This window comes from Clostridium sp. (assembly GCF_050717635.1).
Classification (GTDB): Bacteria; Bacillota; Clostridia; order Clostridiales; family Clostridiaceae; genus Clostridium_AD.
Genome location: NZ_JBOITO010000010.1, coordinates 85,553 through 103,656 on the forward strand (window position 1 = coordinate 85,553; position 18,104 = coordinate 103,656).

The 18,104-nt window shown below is 33.5% G+C and carries 18 protein-coding genes; 7 read left to right on the forward strand and 11 right to left on the reverse strand.

Annotated elements, in window-relative coordinates; translation table 11 throughout:
• Nucleotides 1-122: 122 nt before the first annotated feature.
• Nucleotides 123-3,977: a helicase-exonuclease AddAB subunit AddA gene (gene addA / locus ACREWB_RS05075; protein ID WP_431546404.1), complete on the reverse strand. Its 3,855-nt coding sequence runs from the start codon at nt 3,975-3,977 to the stop codon at nt 123-125.
• Nucleotides 3,967-7,539 carry a helicase-exonuclease AddAB subunit AddB gene (gene addB / locus ACREWB_RS05080; RefSeq protein ID WP_431546405.1) on the reverse strand — a complete coding sequence of 1,191 codons (3,573 nt, stop codon included), beginning with the start codon at nt 7,537-7,539 and terminating at the stop codon, nt 3,967-3,969. The genes addA and addB overlap by 11 nt, the downstream gene beginning before the upstream one ends.
• Nucleotides 7,540-7,883: 344 nt before the next feature.
• Here addB and ACREWB_RS05085 point away from each other — a divergent pair, with 344 nt between their 5' ends.
• From ACREWB_RS05085 to ACREWB_RS05095, 3 genes are read left to right on the forward strand one after another with little or no spacing between them, the layout of a single operon-like run.
• The gene (locus tag ACREWB_RS05085; protein ID WP_431546406.1) at nt 7,884-8,204 is read left to right on the forward strand and encodes an enoyl-CoA hydratase/isomerase family protein; all 321 of its coding nucleotides are present in this window, start codon (nt 7,884-7,886) and stop codon (nt 8,202-8,204) included.
• Entirely contained in the window at nt 8,197-8,553 is a 357-nt protein-coding gene (locus tag ACREWB_RS05090; RefSeq protein WP_431546407.1) for an enoyl-CoA hydratase-related protein, read from the forward strand. The genes ACREWB_RS05085 and ACREWB_RS05090 overlap by 8 nt, the downstream gene beginning before the upstream one ends.
• 2 nt (nt 8,554-8,555) lie before the next feature.
• Nucleotides 8,556-8,690, forward strand: a complete 135-nt coding sequence (locus ACREWB_RS05095; protein ID WP_431546408.1) for a hypothetical protein — start codon at nt 8,556-8,558, stop codon at nt 8,688-8,690.
• Between the two features lie 133 nt (nt 8,691-8,823).
• On the opposite strand, the gene ACREWB_RS05100 is transcribed toward ACREWB_RS05095, so the two are convergent.
• Together ACREWB_RS05100 and ACREWB_RS05105 are read right to left on the reverse strand one after the other, a co-directional pair.
• Complete coding sequence (locus ACREWB_RS05100) at nt 8,824-9,165, reverse strand: PIN domain-containing protein (RefSeq protein ID WP_431546409.1); 342 nt, start codon at nt 9,163-9,165, stop codon at nt 8,824-8,826.
• A complete protein-coding gene (locus ACREWB_RS05105; RefSeq protein WP_431546410.1) occupies nt 9,150-9,461 on the reverse strand; it encodes a UPF0175 family protein in 312 nt (103 codons plus the stop codon). Before ACREWB_RS05105 ends, ACREWB_RS05100 begins: the two co-directional genes overlap by 16 nt.
• Nucleotides 9,462-9,730: 269 nt before the next feature.
• On the opposite strand from ACREWB_RS05105, the gene ACREWB_RS05110 reads away from it, so the two are divergent.
• Nucleotides 9,731-10,168, forward strand: a complete 438-nt coding sequence (locus tag ACREWB_RS05110) for a hypothetical protein (RefSeq protein WP_431546411.1) — start codon at nt 9,731-9,733, stop codon at nt 10,166-10,168.
• A gap of 96 nt (nt 10,169-10,264) precedes the next feature.
• Here the strand turns inward: ACREWB_RS05110 and ACREWB_RS05115 are convergent, their stop codons facing one another.
• Both ACREWB_RS05115 and ACREWB_RS05120 read right to left on the reverse strand, forming a co-directional pair.
• Nucleotides 10,265-10,933: an SdpI family protein gene (locus tag ACREWB_RS05115; RefSeq protein WP_431546412.1), complete on the reverse strand. Its 669-nt coding sequence runs from the start codon at nt 10,931-10,933 to the stop codon at nt 10,265-10,267.
• Entirely contained in the window at nt 10,914-11,216 is a 303-nt protein-coding gene (locus ACREWB_RS05120; RefSeq protein ID WP_431546413.1) for an autorepressor SdpR family transcription factor, read from the reverse strand. The genes ACREWB_RS05115 and ACREWB_RS05120 overlap by 20 nt, the downstream gene beginning before the upstream one ends.
• A 312-nt stretch (nt 11,217-11,528) precedes the next feature.
• Here ACREWB_RS05120 and glsA point away from each other — a divergent pair, with 312 nt between their 5' ends.
• The 3 genes from glsA (at nt 11,529) to ACREWB_RS05135 (ending at nt 15,167) form a co-directional block, all read left to right on the forward strand.
• Nucleotides 11,529-12,446: a glutaminase A gene (gene glsA / locus ACREWB_RS05125; protein WP_431546414.1), complete on the forward strand. Its 918-nt coding sequence runs from the start codon at nt 11,529-11,531 to the stop codon at nt 12,444-12,446.
• 76 nt (nt 12,447-12,522) lie between these two features.
• Complete coding sequence (locus ACREWB_RS05130) at nt 12,523-12,792, forward strand: late competence development ComFB family protein (protein WP_431546415.1); 270 nt, start codon at nt 12,523-12,525, stop codon at nt 12,790-12,792.
• Between the two features lie 293 nt (nt 12,793-13,085).
• Nucleotides 13,086-15,167: a methyl-accepting chemotaxis protein gene (locus tag ACREWB_RS05135; protein WP_431546416.1), complete on the forward strand. Its 2,082-nt coding sequence runs from the start codon at nt 13,086-13,088 to the stop codon at nt 15,165-15,167.
• Between the two features lie 36 nt (nt 15,168-15,203).
• Here ACREWB_RS05135 and ACREWB_RS05140 read toward each other — a convergent pair whose 3' ends face one another.
• The 5 genes from ACREWB_RS05140 to ACREWB_RS05160 form a co-directional block, all read right to left on the reverse strand.
• On the reverse strand, nt 15,204-15,998 hold the full coding sequence (locus ACREWB_RS05140) for a nitrilase-related carbon-nitrogen hydrolase (RefSeq protein WP_431546417.1): 795 nt from the start codon (nt 15,996-15,998) through the stop codon (nt 15,204-15,206).
• 139 nt (nt 15,999-16,137) lie between these two features.
• A complete protein-coding gene (locus ACREWB_RS05145) occupies nt 16,138-16,443 on the reverse strand; it encodes a LiaI-LiaF-like domain-containing protein (protein WP_431546418.1) in 306 nt (101 codons plus the stop codon).
• Nucleotides 16,436-16,960 carry a hypothetical protein gene (locus tag ACREWB_RS05150; RefSeq protein ID WP_431546419.1) on the reverse strand — a complete coding sequence of 175 codons (525 nt, stop codon included), beginning with the start codon at nt 16,958-16,960 and terminating at the stop codon, nt 16,436-16,438. Before ACREWB_RS05150 ends, ACREWB_RS05145 begins: the two co-directional genes overlap by 8 nt.
• Complete coding sequence (locus ACREWB_RS05155; protein ID WP_431546420.1) at nt 16,941-17,414, reverse strand: hypothetical protein; 474 nt, start codon at nt 17,412-17,414, stop codon at nt 16,941-16,943. Before ACREWB_RS05155 ends, ACREWB_RS05150 begins: the two co-directional genes overlap by 20 nt.
• Complete coding sequence (locus ACREWB_RS05160) at nt 17,393-17,875, reverse strand: RNA polymerase sigma factor (RefSeq protein ID WP_431546421.1); 483 nt, start codon at nt 17,873-17,875, stop codon at nt 17,393-17,395. The genes ACREWB_RS05155 and ACREWB_RS05160 overlap by 22 nt, the downstream gene beginning before the upstream one ends.
• Between the last annotated feature and the right edge of the window lie 229 nt (nt 17,876-18,104).

An 18,104-nucleotide genomic window follows, 5' to 3' on the forward strand; every position in this document is an offset into this window, starting at 1 on the left:
TCCCCCGGGAAATATTTCGCTACTTTCTTCGTTTTTTTTCATATATGTCCCAGTATGAACTTCTCTCCGCAGTGGCTTGCAATAAGAAGCGCAGAAACATTACAAGCCACGCAGGAGAATTTTCATACCCTTACAGCTTCATCGATACCAAACAAATACAAATACCTTTCCCTAACATCACCATCAAGTGTTTGATTAAGCGCCCTTGCATAATAATCTAACTGAGACCTATACTTCTCCATAATAAAATTAACCTCACCATTTTCTACCTTATCTGTTTTATAATCCACAAGTATAATTACTCCATTCTCCTCAAAATAGCAATCTATAATTCCTTGAAGGATTATTTTTTCCTCTCCATAAATGTCTTTAGGAAGAGTTTTATCTATGTCTGTAGAACTTATCTCTATATGGAAGGGAATTTCTCTTTTTAATTTATTTTGCTGGTATGCGTTTACCATTCTTTGCCCTAGTGGAGTTTTAAATAACTTCACCAGCTTTTCTATTCTCACTGATTTACCCTCTTCTTCTGAAATCAGCATTTCTTCCATATAGACATCTATTTGCGCCTTAATTTCACTTATGCTTTCCACCTTAGTTAAATCTAACCTTTGCAAAACCGCATGCATAGCAGTTCCTTTTTCAGCTGGGCTTAGACCTTTTGTCCCCTCTAAGAATTTCGGCTTCATAATAAGTCTTGGCATATACATATTGTCCGAGGGACCTTCTGTAATCTCTTGATTATATTTTCTTTTAAGTTCTGTTACCGTAAGTACCGTAGGCATTTTTGTGGACATTTCGTATTTATAGGTAAATCCTAATCTTTTATCAATAGCGTCTAGGAGTTCTGCTTGGGTTTTACTTTCATTAAGCCAGGTTAACTTATCCTGTGTACTAACCTTTACTTCTTCTAGCACCTTTTGATTATTTGTTACTTCTTCTCTATTCCAGAAACTGATTTCAAAGCTAGCGGGATGTTCTAATAGGCATGCAGTTGTATCATCTATTCCTATTAGCTCTCTTAGCATCTTACCATCCTTATGTCTCATTACCGCAGGGACTATCCAATCTAAATAGCTTTTGGCTTTTAATATCTCATATTCTCCAAGCTTTTCACCACTTTCCGAAAGTGCAGAACTCATTCTTATTAAATTTTTCTCTATATTTCTCATTGCCCCAGTTATTATTAGCTTTTCTTTTGCTCTTGTGAAGGCTACATATAGAACTCTCATTTCCTCTGAAAGACTTTCTATCCTTATAGTCTTTTTTAGCGCCTCTTTTAGTACTGTAGGATAGGAGATTCTTCTAACTGGATCCACGAAATCTGGACCAAAGCCTAGTTCCTGGTGAAATAATATGCTTTTATTTATGTCCATTAGGTTAAAGTTTTTTCCTGCACCACTTAGAAACACCACAGGAAATTCTAGTCCCTTACTTTTATGGATACTCATTATCCTAACTACGTTTTCATTTTCCCCTAATGTTTTGGCACTACCCATGTCCCCAGAGCTTACTTTTAATTTATTTATAAAGTTTATAAAGTTAAACAGCCCTTTATAGCTAGTTTCCTCGTATTGCCTCGCCCTTTGAAACAGCACTCGTAGATTTGCTTGTCTTTGGACTCCTTGGGGCATAGCTCCCACATAACCGTAGTATCCAGTGCTAGTATAAAGAAGCCAGATGAATTCATCTATTGGCATATAATACTGAATTTCTCGAAAGTGGTTTAATTTTTCCATGAATTTTGTTAACTTCTCATTTTCGCCCGTCTTTTCAAGGTTTACCATGGCATCATAAAAACTCATTTCTCTTTGGCCTATTCTTATGTCTACTATCTCCTCTGAATTAAAGCCGCCTATTGGAGAACGTAGTACTGAAATCATAGGTATATCTTGTCTTGGGTTATCTATAATTTGAAGAAGACTCATTATTATTTGAATTTCTATAGTGCTAAAATATCCTGTGCCCGTATCTGCATAAACAGGTATACCCAATAGCTTCAACTGCTCTAAAAATGAGGGTGCCCAGTTTGAGGTGGCTCGGAGTAATATTACAATATCCTTGTAGTCTACAAATCTGTAATCTTTGATTTTCTTATCATATATCTTAAAGGGATGAGCCACATCTCTGTTCATAAGTTCACCGATTCTTTTTGCTACAATTCTAGCTTCTAATTCAATATTAGTTGGAGTTTCCTCCTCAGCTATCGTGCCTTCTTCGCTGGCTTCACCCTCTTCATTATCCAAGCCATCCTCTGTTAATTCAGGAGCTGCTTTTTCAATAAGATGAAGCTCCACGGCGCCGCCTACTTCTAATTCATCCTTGTGATCTTTAAAATATGCTCCTAAATTCAGTGCTTCTTCATCTGTATAATCAAGCTCTCCTATATTTTTGCACATTACTTGCTTGAAGATAAAATTTACTGCGTTAATAACTGGTTCTCTACTTCTAAAATTCTTGTATAAGGTTATTTTTCTCTTGCTGTCTCCCTCTATTTTAGAATAACTATTGTATTTACCCAGGAACAGTTCTGGCTTTGCTTGTCTAAATCTATATATACTTTGTTTTACATCGCCCACCATAAATAAGTTTGGCGTGCCTAATTTTTCTCTAGATATTATGTTTAATAGAGTTTCCTGAACCATGTTGCTGTCTTGGTATTCATCTATTAAGATTTCTTCATATTTATTCCTTAGCCCAAGGGCAACTTTTGAAGGTTCGGGTTTCCCCTGCTCATCTAATATTACCTCGCCGGTCTCATCTCTTTTGGTTAATATATAAAGACAAAAGTGTTCAAAGTCATTGAAATCTATAATGGACCTATCTTTTTTCTTTTGTCTGTATTTTTCCTGTAAATCTATAACTAGTTGTGATAATTCCATCATTTGTGGGTAAAGAGATTTTATATCATCCAAGGCTTCCACGGAAGATGCACTGCTTATCTGCTGCTGCATAGCTTGTAATTGTTTTTTTACTTTATTTCTTATTTCCTGTACCATCTTTTGTTTATCTTTGTCCTTACATCCCCTTATAGTAGGTAGTTTTGGGAAGGACAGCATTTCAACAGTGGTTGCTAAATTTTCAAAGCTATTATTTGCTGCACTTAAAAGATCTGATATATTTGCTAAATCTTCTTTAAAAGCAATCCCGTAGACTTCTATAGCTTCATTCGCCTCTACAATTTTTAGCGCTTTTATCATTACTTTTTCTATACCCTTTAGTTCTGTTTTAAGGTCTCTCATTAAAACTGCTGCCCAAGGAGTGTCACTAAAATTGTAACCTTCACTTATGTTAAAATCCTGGGCTTTATCTATTAACCACTTTGTTGGGTTCGCAGCACTCATGGCGAAATTATATAGACTTAGAACTATTGATTGAAGTCCTAAATCTTCCTTGTTGTTACTATAGGCTTCAACTAGCTGCAGAAAGCTAGAATTCTCCAGCAAGTTGGAGTTCTCCTCTTTATTTTCCTCACTTAAGGCTAGGTATCTATCTTCGAACATCTCTTCTAAGGCTTCTTGTTTTAGAAGAACAGCTTCTGTGGTGTCAGCTATTCGAAAATTTGGATCTAAATCCACTACATGAAAATTGCTTCTTATTACCTCTAGGCAAAAGGAATGAATAGTTGTGATGCTGGATTTATTCAGTAGTGTTAATTGCCTTTGAAGAAGTTTACTTCCCGGATTTTTATGAAGCTCTACTGAAATTGCCGCTGCTATTCTCTCTCTCATCTCTGAGGCAGCGGCGTTTGTAAAGGTAACTACTAAGAGCTTATCTATATCTGTTGGCCTAGTTTCATCTGTTACTATTTTTATTATCCTCTCAACTAGTACTGCAGTTTTTCCAGAGCCTGCCGCAGCTGCTACTAGAAGGTTACAGTCTCTAGTTAATATTGCACTTTTTTGGTCCGGAGTCCAGGCAACCGCTACTTCTACTACTGGTATTTCCTTATTATCTATTGAAGATTTAATTGTCATTTTTCCTCGCCTCCAAAGTATTTACTTCTACTTGTTCTCCACTGCCCGGGATAGCCTTTGAATTTAACATTTCCCAAATTTCTGCATCCTTTTTATCTTTTATTATCTTATAAGTATTTTCCACAAGAGTAGCGTCAAATTGGCAAATAGCCGTGTATTTACAATAGCTACAAGGAGTTAAAGTCTTTTTCTTGTAGGGCTTTATTTCTATATCCCCACTTAACATTTCCTCACAAGTTGTAATTAGGTTTTCTTTTACATGTGTAAGTAGAGTTTCAAACTGATCCGCAGTTGCCACTGAAGAATTTGCGCCTAAATCTCCATTTTGCTTAATAGAGGCAGGAACCACTAGAGAGGCCCCTTCTATATTCCTATCCATTTCTCTTATTATCTTTGTATCTGCTAAAAGAAGGCCCTTCATTTTCAGCGCTTTCATTATAGCCTTTTCTAGTTCGGCTTCGCCTAAATTATTCTTAGCTTTTATTACTGGGTCATCTATTTTAAAATACAGGATACCTGCTGGGAAAACTGGCTGTTTTGACATCTTATTTTCATTTGTCAGCATAGCATCTAAATAAGTAAGCAGCTGTATTTGAAGTCCATAATATACGTCGGAGAGTTTAAAGTCCTTATTACCAGATTTATAATCTATTATCCTGTAAAATTCTTCTCCCTCACTTATTAATTTATCCACCCTGTCTATCCTACCCACTAGATTTACTTTTTCCCCTGTGGATAGTTCTACTGGTATCGGTGGATAATCTCCATCTTTTACGCCAAAGGATACTTCATAACCAAAGGGCTCAAAGCCACTATTTTTCATTTGCTCAACAATAACATAGATTGTCCTTTTTAAAACTCTCTTTAATCTTTCAGTAAAGTACTTATACCTTGGAGAACTGTTCAATATATACCCACTTGAATTTCCCGCTGCTTGTGTTTCTACTATGCTGGAAAGATTCTCTTCGCACCAATCTTTTTCGAGATCCGCCCACTTTTTATCACTTTTATCCACAAGTTTCGAAAAATTATCAAGCACACTGTGCATAAAGCTACCCAGATCTGGGGATGAAAAGGTAAAAGTATCTCTTTCTTTAGCTTTTAGGCCATATTGCACAAAATATGCAAAGGGACATTCTTCATATTTTTCTATCCTAGATACACTAAAATAGTTTTTTTCTCCATAAAGCAAGCGCACTTTTTCTTTTTCTAGCATTTTCACTTCATTTTTATAATCAAAACCTTCGAACATGCTGTTACTCTTTTCTCGAAATTCAGGATGATTTTGGTACCATTTATAAACCTGAACCCACATATCAGATATATGGCCTTCTTCTAAGTATTTTCTAAGAGCAAAGATTAATCCGTTAAAGGTGGGCGTCTTAGCACAAATCTCATGCATTTCATGCTCAGTTAGCGTATTTTGGTCCTGACCACTATATTCGACTATATTATTTTCTTCTATTAATCCCTTAAATAAAGCTTTAAATCTAGATATTATAATGGAAGGCCTTAGAGTTTTACCTTCATAATCCCCAATTGGATAACTTATATTTAAATATTTTTTTGGAATAGTTATGGTTGCATAGATTAAATATTGTTCATTAAACGCCTCAGTTTTTGTGTCATTTGCTATTTCTATTCCACTTTCTCTTAAAATTACTCTGTCCCCATCTGTAAATATTCCCTCTTCCCTACTTACTTTTGGGAACACTCCATCATTTACCCCTATAATATATAAGGCAGTTATGTCATGACTTTTTACACGGTCCACGCTACTAATAGACACTCCATCAAGGGCTGGTGGGATAAGTCCCATTTTATGTTTACTAAAACCTAGGGACATCACCGACGCAAATTCCTCAAGGGTTAAGGTTTCATCGCCTATAACTTCTGACATCTGATCTAGAAGTTCCATTACTAAGTTCCATATCTTACTGTACTCTGTAACTTCTGCTTGGGCGCCATTCTTTTTGAAATCTTCTATCCATATCTCTATAGTCTTATATACCTTTATATTCTCTAGAAATTCAAATAAGGCTGTGCAGATTTTAGTAGTGGTGTTTTTACCTTTTAATTTTTCTTTGAGAGTTAGTAGTGGCTCTATTACAAGCTCTCTTGTGTGATTTAGGATTTCTATTGTAGCTTCAATTTTTTGGTCTTGTGTTTCTGTTTCTGGTTCTTGTGGTTCTTCTGCTTTTCTTTGGTAATAGTCTCTAAAATAGTATTCTATTTTCTCCTGCCAAAGCTCTGGCTCTGTCCATTTCCTTTTGCCCTTAACCCCTGTTGCTATTATGAAATTTTCTAAGATATCTATATGCTCTTTCTCTATATCTAAAAGTCCAGTTTTAAGATATCTAAACATGGCCTCATAGCTAAAGTTCTTAGTGAAAATCTCCACTGCTCCCGTTATCAGCACAATTAGTGGATTACTTGTTATGTCTTTTTTATTATCTATAAATAAGGGAATATTATATTCCGTAAATATAGCTTTAATTAGCTTTTCGTAGGAAGGTAAATCTCCTGTTACTACTGCTATTTTATTAAATCTTATACCTTCATCACGACATAGCCTTAAGATATCCACTGCCACATGCTCTATTTCCGAATAAGCGTTTAGTGCTTTAAATATCTTTATATTTTCACATTTCTGCGTTCTCGGCGTGTATGGAAAAGCGAAATAATTTTGCTCTAAAAATCTTAGCTCCACGTTTTCACTAAATTTATGATTTTTATTATCCATTAGCTCTACAGGTTTTTCAAAACTAGTACCCGTTTCTTCTGCAAGGTCTATTAGTGTATTTTCTGTAACCTTTATAGCATAAAAAGCATCCGAATCCTCTATAGATTTCGAATGAGCTGAGCTTTTTAAAGGCAGTGTTATATTTATCCTCTTAGCCTTTTTATATAGCATTTCAAGGATTCCATACTGCTGCGGCGTAAAGCCTGTAAATTCATCAAGCCAAAATTCCCCTCCATTAAATATATCGCAGCCTTCAAGGGCAGTATAAAGCCTTGTCAAATCCTCGTCTGGGTCAATATAGTTTTTACTTAACGCTTTATCAAATCCATCATATATAAGGGATAAATCCGTTATTTTATCTACTAACAGTGGACTTTCTCCTAAACTTTCTTTTACCCCATTTAAATCCTCAAGGGTTATATTATATTTTTTAAACTCTGTGATAGCTCCTGCTACATTATCCACAAAGCCCTTTTGCCTAGCGGCTCCTTTAAACACCTTAAACTCATCTAAGTTTTTTTGGAGTATGCTGTGAATTAGCATTGCCTTTCCTGAACCATCCATAGGTTTTTGGGTTATGCCTCCAGCTTCACTGAAGACTTTGTAGGCCAGTCTATTAAAACTAAGTACTTGGATGTTTTTTATTCCTGTGGATCCAACTACTTTTATAAGATTCTTTTCAGCTTGAAAGGAGAATTGTTCTGGAACTAAAAGTACTAGGGGTTTTTCCTTTTGCGTTATGCTTCTAGCTTCTATATCCTTTAAGCAGAACGTACTTTTACCCATTCCAGCTCCTCCGTAGATAAATCTTAAACTCACAAAAACACATCCTTTCTGTTTTAGTTTATTATACCATGTTAAAGATGGGAGTGGTGGGGACGGTTAACAACTAATTGACTTAAAGGGGTGGGGGGAAAGAGGGGGACGGTTAACAACTAATGAAACTAAAGGCTAGGGATTAAGCCGGGGACGGTTAACAACTAACGAACATAAAGACGGGGATTAAGCAATGGATGGTTAACAACTAATCAGTCTAAAGGCTATGCTACGGTTACAAGTCTGTGTGTATTTAAGAAGGTAGGTAAGATTTTACACTTATAACGAAGTAGGGTACGCTATTATTATATAAAGTGCCTAAGAAAATATTAGGAGCACTAAAATATATGACTAGTAATTATGTTCCTATATTTCTAAAAAAAATTGGAGGGATTTTAATGAATTATACGGATGTACTTGTTGAAAGATATGATAGTGTTGGAATAATTACTCTCAATCGTCCAGAGCATTACAACACTTTTAATTTATCTATGGCTGAGCAATTGAACGGTGCACTATCTGAATTTGAAAATGATTCATTGATTCGTGTTGTCATTGTGAAGGGTGCTGGAATTGATGTTGGAGCTCTTGAAGGAAAGACTAATATCCGATACTTCGAATGGGTGGAGTTAATGGAACAAATGGGTCTAACAATTGCGTATGAGTAAACCGGTGATTGCTTCTGTTCATAACGTGGCTGTAGCCAATGGTATTGGGCTTGTGGCTGCCTGTGATTTAGCAGTGGCATCTGAGAATGCAAAATTCGGCGCCACAGCCATTAATGTAGGTCTATTCTGTATGGGACCTGCTGTCGCTTTATCGAGGTCACTAGGAAGAAAACGCGCTTTGGAATTACTTTTGACAGGAGATATGATTGATGCAAATGAAGCAGAGAAAATTGGTCTAATCAATAAAGTCGTACCTGATAATATATTAGATGAAGAAACCATGAAAATGGCTCTTAAATTAGCTAGTAAAAGTCCTTTGGTTTTACAATTAGGTAAAAAATCTTTCTAAAGATGGAAGATTTATTATTTAAAGAAGCGATTGATTTAAGCAACAGTCATTTCGCTACTTTATGCACAACTGAAGATGCGCATGAAGGTATTGATGCATTTTTGAATAAACGACAGCCACAATGGAAAATGAAATAAATAATAGCAAGGAGATGACTTTACAGTCATCTCCTTGCTATTATTCTGAATTTATTTATGTCTTTCTTCTTTAACGATACAAATGAGTTTTAAGCTTTCACTTCCTGTATTTTTAAATGATGAAACTGATTTATTATAATTCTCCCACGTCTAACAAGATATCATTATATAGTTTTTTAGAAATTCTATAATTATTTTCTATTAAGCCATCCAAATATGGTTTTAAAGCTTCAATTACGCCTGATAATTTAGCGAATTTCAAAATACCCAAAAGGCCTGTAGGTTCTAACATTAAAACTTCTGCTACACTTCTTGCTGATTTTTCATCAATTAGTAGATAATCTAATTTTAGCTCTTTAGCTCCTGCTATTACTTCTAATTCCCCCCTATGCAATTTCCCCATAAACCTATTTACAAACAGCTCATCTTTTACATGATAAATTTTAATAAGACCTTTTTCTATAGCATCTTGCAATTCTTCTGTCCTATCTCCATTAACATCTTTTTAATAACCAAGTCGTCTTGCTTTTTATGCTCATAAGTGTATTCTCCCCAAGGGATTCCTTGTTGTTCAAGTACATTCATAAAATCTATAAGTGATAACACTGAAAGCTCTGCTGCTCTTTCTAATGTTACTGTTTTACTTGTAAATAAATTTATTGCAAAAGCTAACCTAACCTTCTGATCTATAGAATCTCCAGAGATTTTATCTAAAAATGGAATAAGCTCTTCTGGTAAAGTTACTTCAAACTTAGTTGGTTGCGTATTCAAATTAACACCTCTTTTTTAATATATCTTATTTATTATTATATCATAAGCATATTATTAATAATCGAATTTTTTAGAAATATTCAAAATATTCTCCGAATTTAATAAAACCCCGAATTATTTTTTATCAAGTTTTTTATTAATAATAAAAGAATATACTATTGGAATAATGGGATATCTCTAATCTTTATATTTATACTATAATATGCTACTATTAAGTAGCAATTGTAAAATATTATAAACTAAGATTAAACCTAAAGGAGGAGAACAATTTGAATAAAACAGATTCAAATAAATTTTTAACATTTTTAAAAATATTTTGTTATATGTTTAGTATGACATATATATTCAGCATAATGGTCAATCTAATTCTCAATCACCTAAATAGAAATATTAGTTCAACTCTTTGGTTTACTTTCACATTTTCTATTTTTTATAGTTTTCTTAACATGGATAATTATACAAAATATTCTACAAAAGTTATATGTGAAGAAATAACGAATAAAGATATAATAATTGAAATACAAAAAATAATGAAAAAGCTGCATTGGTCTATGGTGAAAAATGATAGTGAACAGATAATTTTTAAATCCTCTGTAATTAGAACATTATGGAGGGAATATTTAGTAGTAACTATAAATGAAAATAGTTTGGAATTAGTAGGTTCTAAATTTTTTTTAAAAAGGTTAATAAAAAAAATAATTGTTTAAAACCAACTGAATTAGACACTTCTAAAGTTAGAAAAATAGGTAGAGTAACATATTCTTATATGTAGCTCTACCTATTTTTTTATCCTTAACAAACACTTATTTTTTCTCAAGCCTTTTGAAAATAACAAAAGAATATACTATTGGAACAATGGAAATCACAGATATTATTATTACTAATGCTATGGAGTAAGAAGATTTTCCCTCAAAAAGTATTGCAAAAACAGCAGATATAATCCCTCCAACTACCCATAATGGTGCAGCCATTCGGTGAGTTTTAGTCCACACTTCTTCATTTGCAAGTGTCCAAGGAGTCTTTATTCCAACGAAATAATTGTGTTTGAATTTCCCCATAACATTTCCTATTAATACAAGTAATAAGGATGTACCTATGCCTATAAGCATGGTTACATTCACTGGGTGTCCAAGTGCAACTAGAAGTATTATAATTTGAATACATGCAAAGAGTATATGAAATGAATACCTTAATAATTTATATGCACCAGAAAATTTTGCATAATTTGCTTTTTTAGGATCTAAATACGGTAAAAATATAAACATAAAATAAAAACCTAAATTCATTAAAGGAATTAAAAAGGCCCCCAAAAACCTACCCAAATAACCGTCAATTTGTCCTTCAGAATTCCAGTGGCTTGGAATCTTGCTAGGAAGGCTTGGATAAAGATATATAGTAACCATAAAAGTTAAGGCAATTATAGCGATAATAAACCAATCTTTTTTAATAGTATCAAGAATCTTTTTCATCATTAATATCATCTCCTTCATTATAATGGGCCGTATCAAAAAACCAACCAATAACCTCTTGGAATACAGTAGTATTTAATGAATAGTAAATGTTCTGCCCTCTCCTCTCGTCACTCACAAGGTCTGCTTGTTTTAGCATATTAAGATGGTGAGAAATACTGGGTTTTGTCATATCAAAATGCTCTGCAATTTCGCCTGGGGTAAGGTTTCCTTTTTTAAGAAGCATTATAATTTTGCGTCTAGTTGGGTCAGCTAAAGCTTTAAAAGGTAAATTCAAAGCAGACATATAATCTCTCCTATATTATGATTAGATATTTAGACGATTGTCTAACTATCTAATCACAGTATATTCCATTCAGTTTAAAAGTGCAAGTGACAAGGTAAATTTAGTGAATAGTTGTTAACCGTCCCCAATGAATGAATTAATGAACAATGGAACAATGATTGAATATTCCAGATATCAATGAACATTAGTTGTTAACCGTCCCCATTGATTTCCCATTGAATAGCTAAAGTATTTGTGATAAATTAGATTATAGATATATTTTTTATACATTAGTACATTAGTACTCATATATGATGGAGGCGATGATTGTAAATGCGTTCAATATTAAAAGCAGCAATTGAAAACGGCAAAAAATTTACGAAAAATGGAGAAGTAGCAACCTATATTCCTGGACTTGCAAAAGGAGATAGAGATGCCCTTGGAGCGTGCATCTTTGACACAGATTGTAATATTATTTTAGAAGGTGACTTTAATACAAAGTTTACTATTCAAAGTGTATCAAAGATAATAATCCTTATATGTGCTCTTATTGATAATGGCAAGGAGGTTGTTTTTTCTAAAGTGGGTAAAGAGCCTTCAGCTGACGCATTTAATTCAATGGTTAAACTTGAAATAAAGGTCACACATAAGCCATCAAATCCGTTTATAAATGCAGGAGCAATAGTTTGTACCTCCCTTGTGTCAGGAGATAATGGCATAGAGCAATTTAATAGAATTCTATGCATGATGAAAAGATTATCTAACAATAACCACATTGAGTTGAATCATTCAGTTTATGAGTCTGAAAAATTGACTGGGAACACAAATAGGGCTATGGCTTACTATCTAAAGGGCGCCAATATAATCCAAAAGGATGTAGAAGATGTATTAGATGCTTACTTTAAGTGCTGCTCGGTTGAGGTAGTTGTTGCAGATGTAGCAAGGATAGCCTCAGTTATTGCAAATAATGGAATAGCCCCTTGGTCTAATGAGATGATAATTCCAGAGGATGTTAATCGAATAGTTAAGGCTCTTATGATGACCTGTGGACTATACGACAGATCCGGAGAATTTTGCATCGAGGTTGGAATTCCGTGTAAGAGCGGAGTTGGTGGATGCATAATGGCTGTTGTTCCAAACCGCATGGGAATCGCAGTTGTAGGTCCATCCCTTGACGTGTACGGAAATAGCATTGGTGGAGGTAAAGTCCTAGAAGATCTTTCTCGTAAGCTCCATCTAAGTATGTTTTAAGGTTTTGTGTAAATATTTAGCATATTGTGATATAATTTTTATGATTGATTTTCAAAAAAAACTTAGGAGGACTACAATGTATAAATTAAAAAATTATTCTGAGACTGAAGTGTCCAAACGTCTTTCTGAGATATTAAAAGGTTATGATAATATTTGCAAATGTGAAAAGTGCAAATTAGACATCACTGCAATTGCATTAAACTCACTTGATACAAGATATATTGTATCTGAGCAAGGTGAAATATATGCGAAAGCCTTTGCTGAGGTTGACAAGCAAGAAAAAATTAATGTTACTACAGCCATTACAAAAGCAATAGAAATAGTAGCTGGTAACCCAAAGCATTAACTTAAAGCTTAGTGATATTGAATTATATAAATAAAGTTGGTTTGTCTATTTATGACAAGCCAACTTTATTTTTCGTTTCACAATTATTCCATGAAATTGCATATCAAATGTAAAATTTAATTATATGATAACTCCATTTTAAATTTCCTATATAGATCGTAAAATCAAAGTCGAATTATATTGATATGTAGGTTTTTAAATGATAAAATAGGTTGACGTTACACTAAACTCTTCATACAATTAATAAATGCAGGGTTTAGGATACATTTTACTGTAAAATTAGGGGGATGAGCATGAAGTCTATCAAACATCAATTAATCATTATTGCAATTTTAATTGTAGGTATACCATTTTTAATATCAAATTTGATTTCTGACCATTATATGGCAAAACAATTAACACAAGATGTTTACGCAAGTAATAGTATTTTGGCGAAAACTATTGGGAGCAGTGTGTATGATTATATGTCCAAATCCTACGCACTAACTGAGGAGCTTACAAGGAGTAGGAGCATTAGTGATTTTGTGCCTGCATTACAAACGGAAGCACTTAAGAAAACTATTGAAAAAAATCCATATTTTGATTTATTTTATATTCAAGATTTAAAAGGTGATCAAACTTCTAGAAGTACCGGTAAGTTAGCAAATAGGGCTGATAGATGGTGGTTTAAACAAGCCCTTGAGTTAAAAGAGCCTTTTATTACAAAATCATATTTAACAACTAATGGCGACAATTATGCAGTAAATTCTATAATATATCCAATACTAAATGATAAATCTGAGTTAGTAGGTATAATGGGTGCTGATCTAAAACTTGAAGAATTGCAAAATATAGTTGAAAGATATAGTACGAAAAATAGTTATGCCTATGTTTTAGATGGAGAAGGCGCAGTAATAGCCCATCCTGATAAAAATCAAATCACAGAACTATACAATTATAAGGCTATGACTAAAACTGTCAAAGAAAAAGACGCTGCTGGTAAAATTGTAACTGATACCAGTGGTGTTCCATCTACTAAGACTGAAGACATTAAAGTTCCAGATGAACTTAAAACCATAACAGCTGCTGCATTAAATGGTAAAAGTGGAATTACACAGTATATAGACACAAATAAAAATAGTGTAATTAGTGCTTATGATACTATAAAACTTCCAGGTACTTCTGGAAACTGGGTTGTTATAACTGTTGAAAAAGAATCAGACGCTTTTGCTTCAATTTATGGTATAAGATACAAAAATATTATATTTGGTATTATATTATTAATACTAGCTGCAATAATTGTAACTGTATTGTCTAGCAAAATCACAAAACCAATCCTTAGCATAAAAGCTTTAGCTCTTAGGTTATCATTATATGATTTCTCTGAGGAAGTTATTGTAAATGGGAAAGATGAAATTGGACAAACAGGGTTAGCCTTAAATACAGCTCAGCAAAATATTAAACATTTGGTACAGGAGATAATGAATAACTCTATGGATATGAGTGCATCATCAGAAGAACTTTCAGCTACTGTTCAAGAAATAACATCTAGAATGGAAATTATTGACCATTCAACTCGCGAAATAGATAAAAACACTCAAGAAGCCAGTGCGACCTCTGAGGAAATAACTGCTTCCGTTGAAGAAGTTAACGCAAGTATGGAAGAACTATCTTCAAAAGCTATGGAAGGCAGTGGTAATGCTTCTCAAATAAAAGAAAAAGCAAATGTAGTTCGAATCTCGGCTAATAAGGCATTAGAAGAAGGTAACCGCATTTATAAAGAAAAAGAGAAGAACATATTAAAGGCTATAGAAGATGGAAAAGTTGTAGATGAAATAAAAATCATGACTGATGGCATTGCAGCTATTGCATCGCAAACTAATTTGCTTGCATTAAATGCAGCAATTGAAGCTGCAAGAGCTGGAGAACAAGGAAAAGGCTTTGCAGTTGTTGCAGAGGAAGTAAGAAAACTTGCAGAGGAGTCCGCGCAGACTGTAACTACAATTCAACGTACAATAGTAAAAGTTCAAGAGTCATTTGGAAATTTATCAGAAAATAGTAATGACATCCTTAAATTTATTGTAAATAACATTAAACCTGTTTTAGAGGAGTATGCAGCTTCAGGCGAGCAATATGGCGAAGATGGAGAATTTATAAGTTCTATGTCTGAAGAAATTGCTTCCATGTCTGAAGAGGTAGAAGCCACTGTAAATCAAGTTAGTGAAGCGGTGCAAACACTAGCACAAAATTCACAACACTCAGCAGAGCGTACGGGCGATATTAAAGTTAGTATTGACGAGACCTCGAAAGCTATGGAAGAAGTTGCGCAAACTTCACAAAGTCAGGCAGAGCTTGCACAAAAGCTTAATGAACTGGTTCAAAAGTTTAAAATTTAATTTAGTGACTAAACATAATACTCTTTCCTGCAATAATTAAATGTTGCGGGAAGGAGTATTTTTAATGTCGTAGTACAAGCTTTCTCTTCGGTCCTGCTTAAGTCTAAAACTGTCTCTAATTTTGGTCACGTTCTCTCTATAAATATTGGCTACAATTAGACCTTCCTCCATATATAAGCTACTTATTATATTTCCTAGTGGATCTACAATCATAGAATCCCCACTGTAGTATAATCCATTGCCCTCACCCACACGATTTATTCCAGCAATATAGCACTGGTTTTCTATTGCTCTTGCTTTAAGTAGCGAAATCCAGTGTTCCCGCCGCTCTATTGGCCAGTTAGCCCCTATTGTAATTAAACTTGCAGTCTTTGAAGCCATCTGAAATATTTCAGGAAAACGCAAATCGTAGCAAATGAAAGGTACAATATTAAAATCCATAGCATCAAAATGTTTTATTTCATTTCCACTTTGATAAAATTCATTTTCCGCTCCAAAAGAAAATAGATGTATTTTAGTATAATCTAACAGTTTTTCCCCTTTAGGAGATACTATAGAGTATTTATTTTTGCTGTCTTTTATTCCCTCTACATACCCAAAGCCTATGAAAATATTGAATTTAGAGCTGAGATTCCTAAAGAATTCTTTGGTTTCATTGTTTGTTTCCCCTATTGCCTCAGTATTCATAGAAAAGCCTGTTAGCGCCATCTCCGGGAAAAGTATCATATCTACATTTTGCTTAGCTGCCTCTTCTATGAATTTCAAGGCGGTGTCTTTGTTTTTGGATTTTTCTTCCCAGGCCACATCTAATTGAGCTAGTGCTAGTTTCATATTATCAGCTCCCTTTTAGTGTACTTGCATTAATATAATGATATCTTATATTCCTAAATATGTAAACTAAAATCACCAGCCCATTTACCTAGTCATTTTATACTTACTTCATCTTATACGAAGATTGTACATTAACTTACTAAAGGTTATGTTTAATCTGTTCCACGTGAGTAATTATATATTCCATGCATCCCATACTCATTGCGAAAAATGCTAATAATATTATTAGAACTATTGCCCCAAAATCGTATTTCATTATATCTTCCTTGTTTATTAAATAAGCTAATATTATTTCAATTCCCAGTATAATTAATATAAGTGGCCACAGTGATGCTACTTTCAAATAACTAATACCTGGATATATAAGCCTTAATAAAAACATTATTCCAAACATAACTAAAACTATTCCAGTAGTAAATGTTCCTACTCTACGTCCTTTAATCATTGAGCTCACACTCTTTCTTCTTGCCTTTAATAAGCTTTAAACCCACAACAATTATTGCAATACCTATTATTATCTGAGGCGCAACTCTTGTTATAGAATTTATGGCGTAATATACTTTCCCAGGCATAAATCTAGCTAAGCTGCTTATGATATTATTCCATATTAAGTAACCACCAAGAATCACTAAAATTATTCCTGTGTATTTTCCGTGTTTTTTAAATATACCACTATCTATTTTTACTATTTCATCAAGAGAAAATAAGTAATTATCCTCTAAAAGTAAAAACTCTTCATCTGTTGAATAACGCTTATTCATACAATCGAAAAATGAGTAAAACCAAATTAATGGTGCAAAAAAGAGCAGTGGACCTATATTAAGCCAGCTAGATGAAAATATTAAAAAGAAAAATGCTGCCATAAGTGATAGTCCTAGCTTCATAAATCTCATGTACATGTGCCCTGCGCCAGGTAAAAGCGAGAAACAAAAGGTTAAAAATTTACTTCTTTCTCTTTTCATTATTAAAGACCTCCATATTAATTATTTTATCTGAAAAATCATTAAGACTTTCATTAAAGGTGTTAATACTACTTAAGTTTATAGGGTTTATATTTAATGTTTCGGATTTTGTATTGGCAATAAAATTCAATTGACTAGAAAAAACAAACATTAATGCGATACTTGCAGCCATTACAACCCTAATGGAATAAAATATAAACTGAGTATTCTTTTCTTTTTTTACTTTTATTTTGCTTAATATTTCCTGTTCAAAGCCTGAAGGAACACATGCAAGTTCATTATCCACAAAACTATCAGCTAAAGCGTCAGCACACTCCTCGCAAAGAGAAATATGTTCTGCCATTAAAATTAGTTCTACTTCACTTAATGATCCCTCTTTAATCATATTTAACGATATTTTAGTTAAGTGACCGTTTTCTTCAAATAGTGTTCTCAAATGCACTCCTCCTTCCATAAAACTTTAAGCAGTTTTTTTGCCCTGTAAAGATGGGTCTGTAATGTTTTTAAATTTTGTCCTGTATCTTTTGCCATATCTTTTAGCTTAATATCTTCACAAAAATAGTTTATGGATATTGACTTATAAGGCTCTTTTAATTTATCGCATAAACCATATATTTGTTCCCTGCTATGTTTTTTTAATATCTCGTCTTCAGGTGTTTCTCCATCATCCTTTAAATATTCATAATCTGTGCAGGATAAGCTATCAACCCTTCTTGCAGGACTTTTAAAAAAATCTTTGCATTTGTTAGTGGCGATTGTTGTAAGCCAAGCCTTAAAATTTACACCATCAAATTTACTGTAATTTTTATAAGCAGACAAAAAGGTTTGTTGTGCTAAATCTTCTGCATCAAAGTAATTTTTTGTGAAGGATAGACAAATAGTGATGATTAAACGTTCGAACTTTTTCTTCCACATTAAGACTCATCGGGCAATTCTTATCACATAAATGACAGTTTACACATGCATTTCTATTTGCATCCAGCCTAAGACTTTTAATTTTTAGAAGACTTCCAAATTTACTTCCTATCACCATAAATGGTGCCATCCAACAAAAATAGTGACAAAAGATTCTCTTACCAAATACCACGGATGGTATGAAAATTAAAGGATTCATGCACTGCGTCAGAATGCATTCTGCTCAGTA

Bases quoted from the DNA above. Each gene is read 5' to 3' on its own strand.
- ACREWB_RS05150 (WP_431546419.1), bottom strand. From the start codon at position 16,960: ATGAAAAGAGAAAGAAGTAAATTTTTAACCTTTTGTTTCTCGCTTTTA.
- ACREWB_RS05090 (WP_431546407.1), top strand. From the start codon at position 8,197: ATGAGTAAACCGGTGATTGCTTCTGTTCATAACGTGGCTGTAGCCAAT.
- ACREWB_RS05095 (WP_431546408.1), top strand. From the start codon at position 8,556: ATGGAAGATTTATTATTTAAAGAAGCGATTGATTTAAGCAACAGTCAT.
- addA (WP_431546404.1), bottom strand. From the start codon at position 3,977: ATGACAATTAAATCTTCAATAGATAATAAGGAAATACCAGTAGTAGAA.
- ACREWB_RS05135 (WP_431546416.1), top strand. From the start codon at position 13,086: ATGAAGTCTATCAAACATCAATTAATCATTATTGCAATTTTAATTGTA.
- ACREWB_RS05115 (WP_431546412.1), bottom strand. From the start codon at position 10,933: ATGATGAAAAAGATTCTTGATACTATTAAAAAAGATTGGTTTATTATC.
- ACREWB_RS05160 (WP_431546421.1), bottom strand. From the start codon at position 17,875: ATGTGGAAGAAAAAGTTCGAACGTTTAATCATCACTATTTGTCTATCC.
- ACREWB_RS05120 (WP_431546413.1), bottom strand. From the start codon at position 11,216: ATGTCTGCTTTGAATTTACCTTTTAAAGCTTTAGCTGACCCAACTAGA.
- ACREWB_RS05140 (WP_431546417.1), bottom strand. From the start codon at position 15,998: ATGAAACTAGCACTAGCTCAATTAGATGTGGCCTGGGAAGAAAAATCC.
- ACREWB_RS05145 (WP_431546418.1), bottom strand. From the start codon at position 16,443: ATGATTAAAGGACGTAGAGTAGGAACATTTACTACTGGAATAGTTTTA.
- ACREWB_RS05130 (WP_431546415.1), top strand. From the start codon at position 12,523: ATGTATAAATTAAAAAATTATTCTGAGACTGAAGTGTCCAAACGTCTT.
- ACREWB_RS05085 (WP_431546406.1), top strand. From the start codon at position 7,884: ATGACTAGTAATTATGTTCCTATATTTCTAAAAAAAATTGGAGGGATT.
- ACREWB_RS05155 (WP_431546420.1), bottom strand. From the start codon at position 17,414: ATGGAAGGAGGAGTGCATTTGAGAACACTATTTGAAGAAAACGGTCAC.
- glsA (WP_431546414.1), top strand. From the start codon at position 11,529: ATGCGTTCAATATTAAAAGCAGCAATTGAAAACGGCAAAAAATTTACG.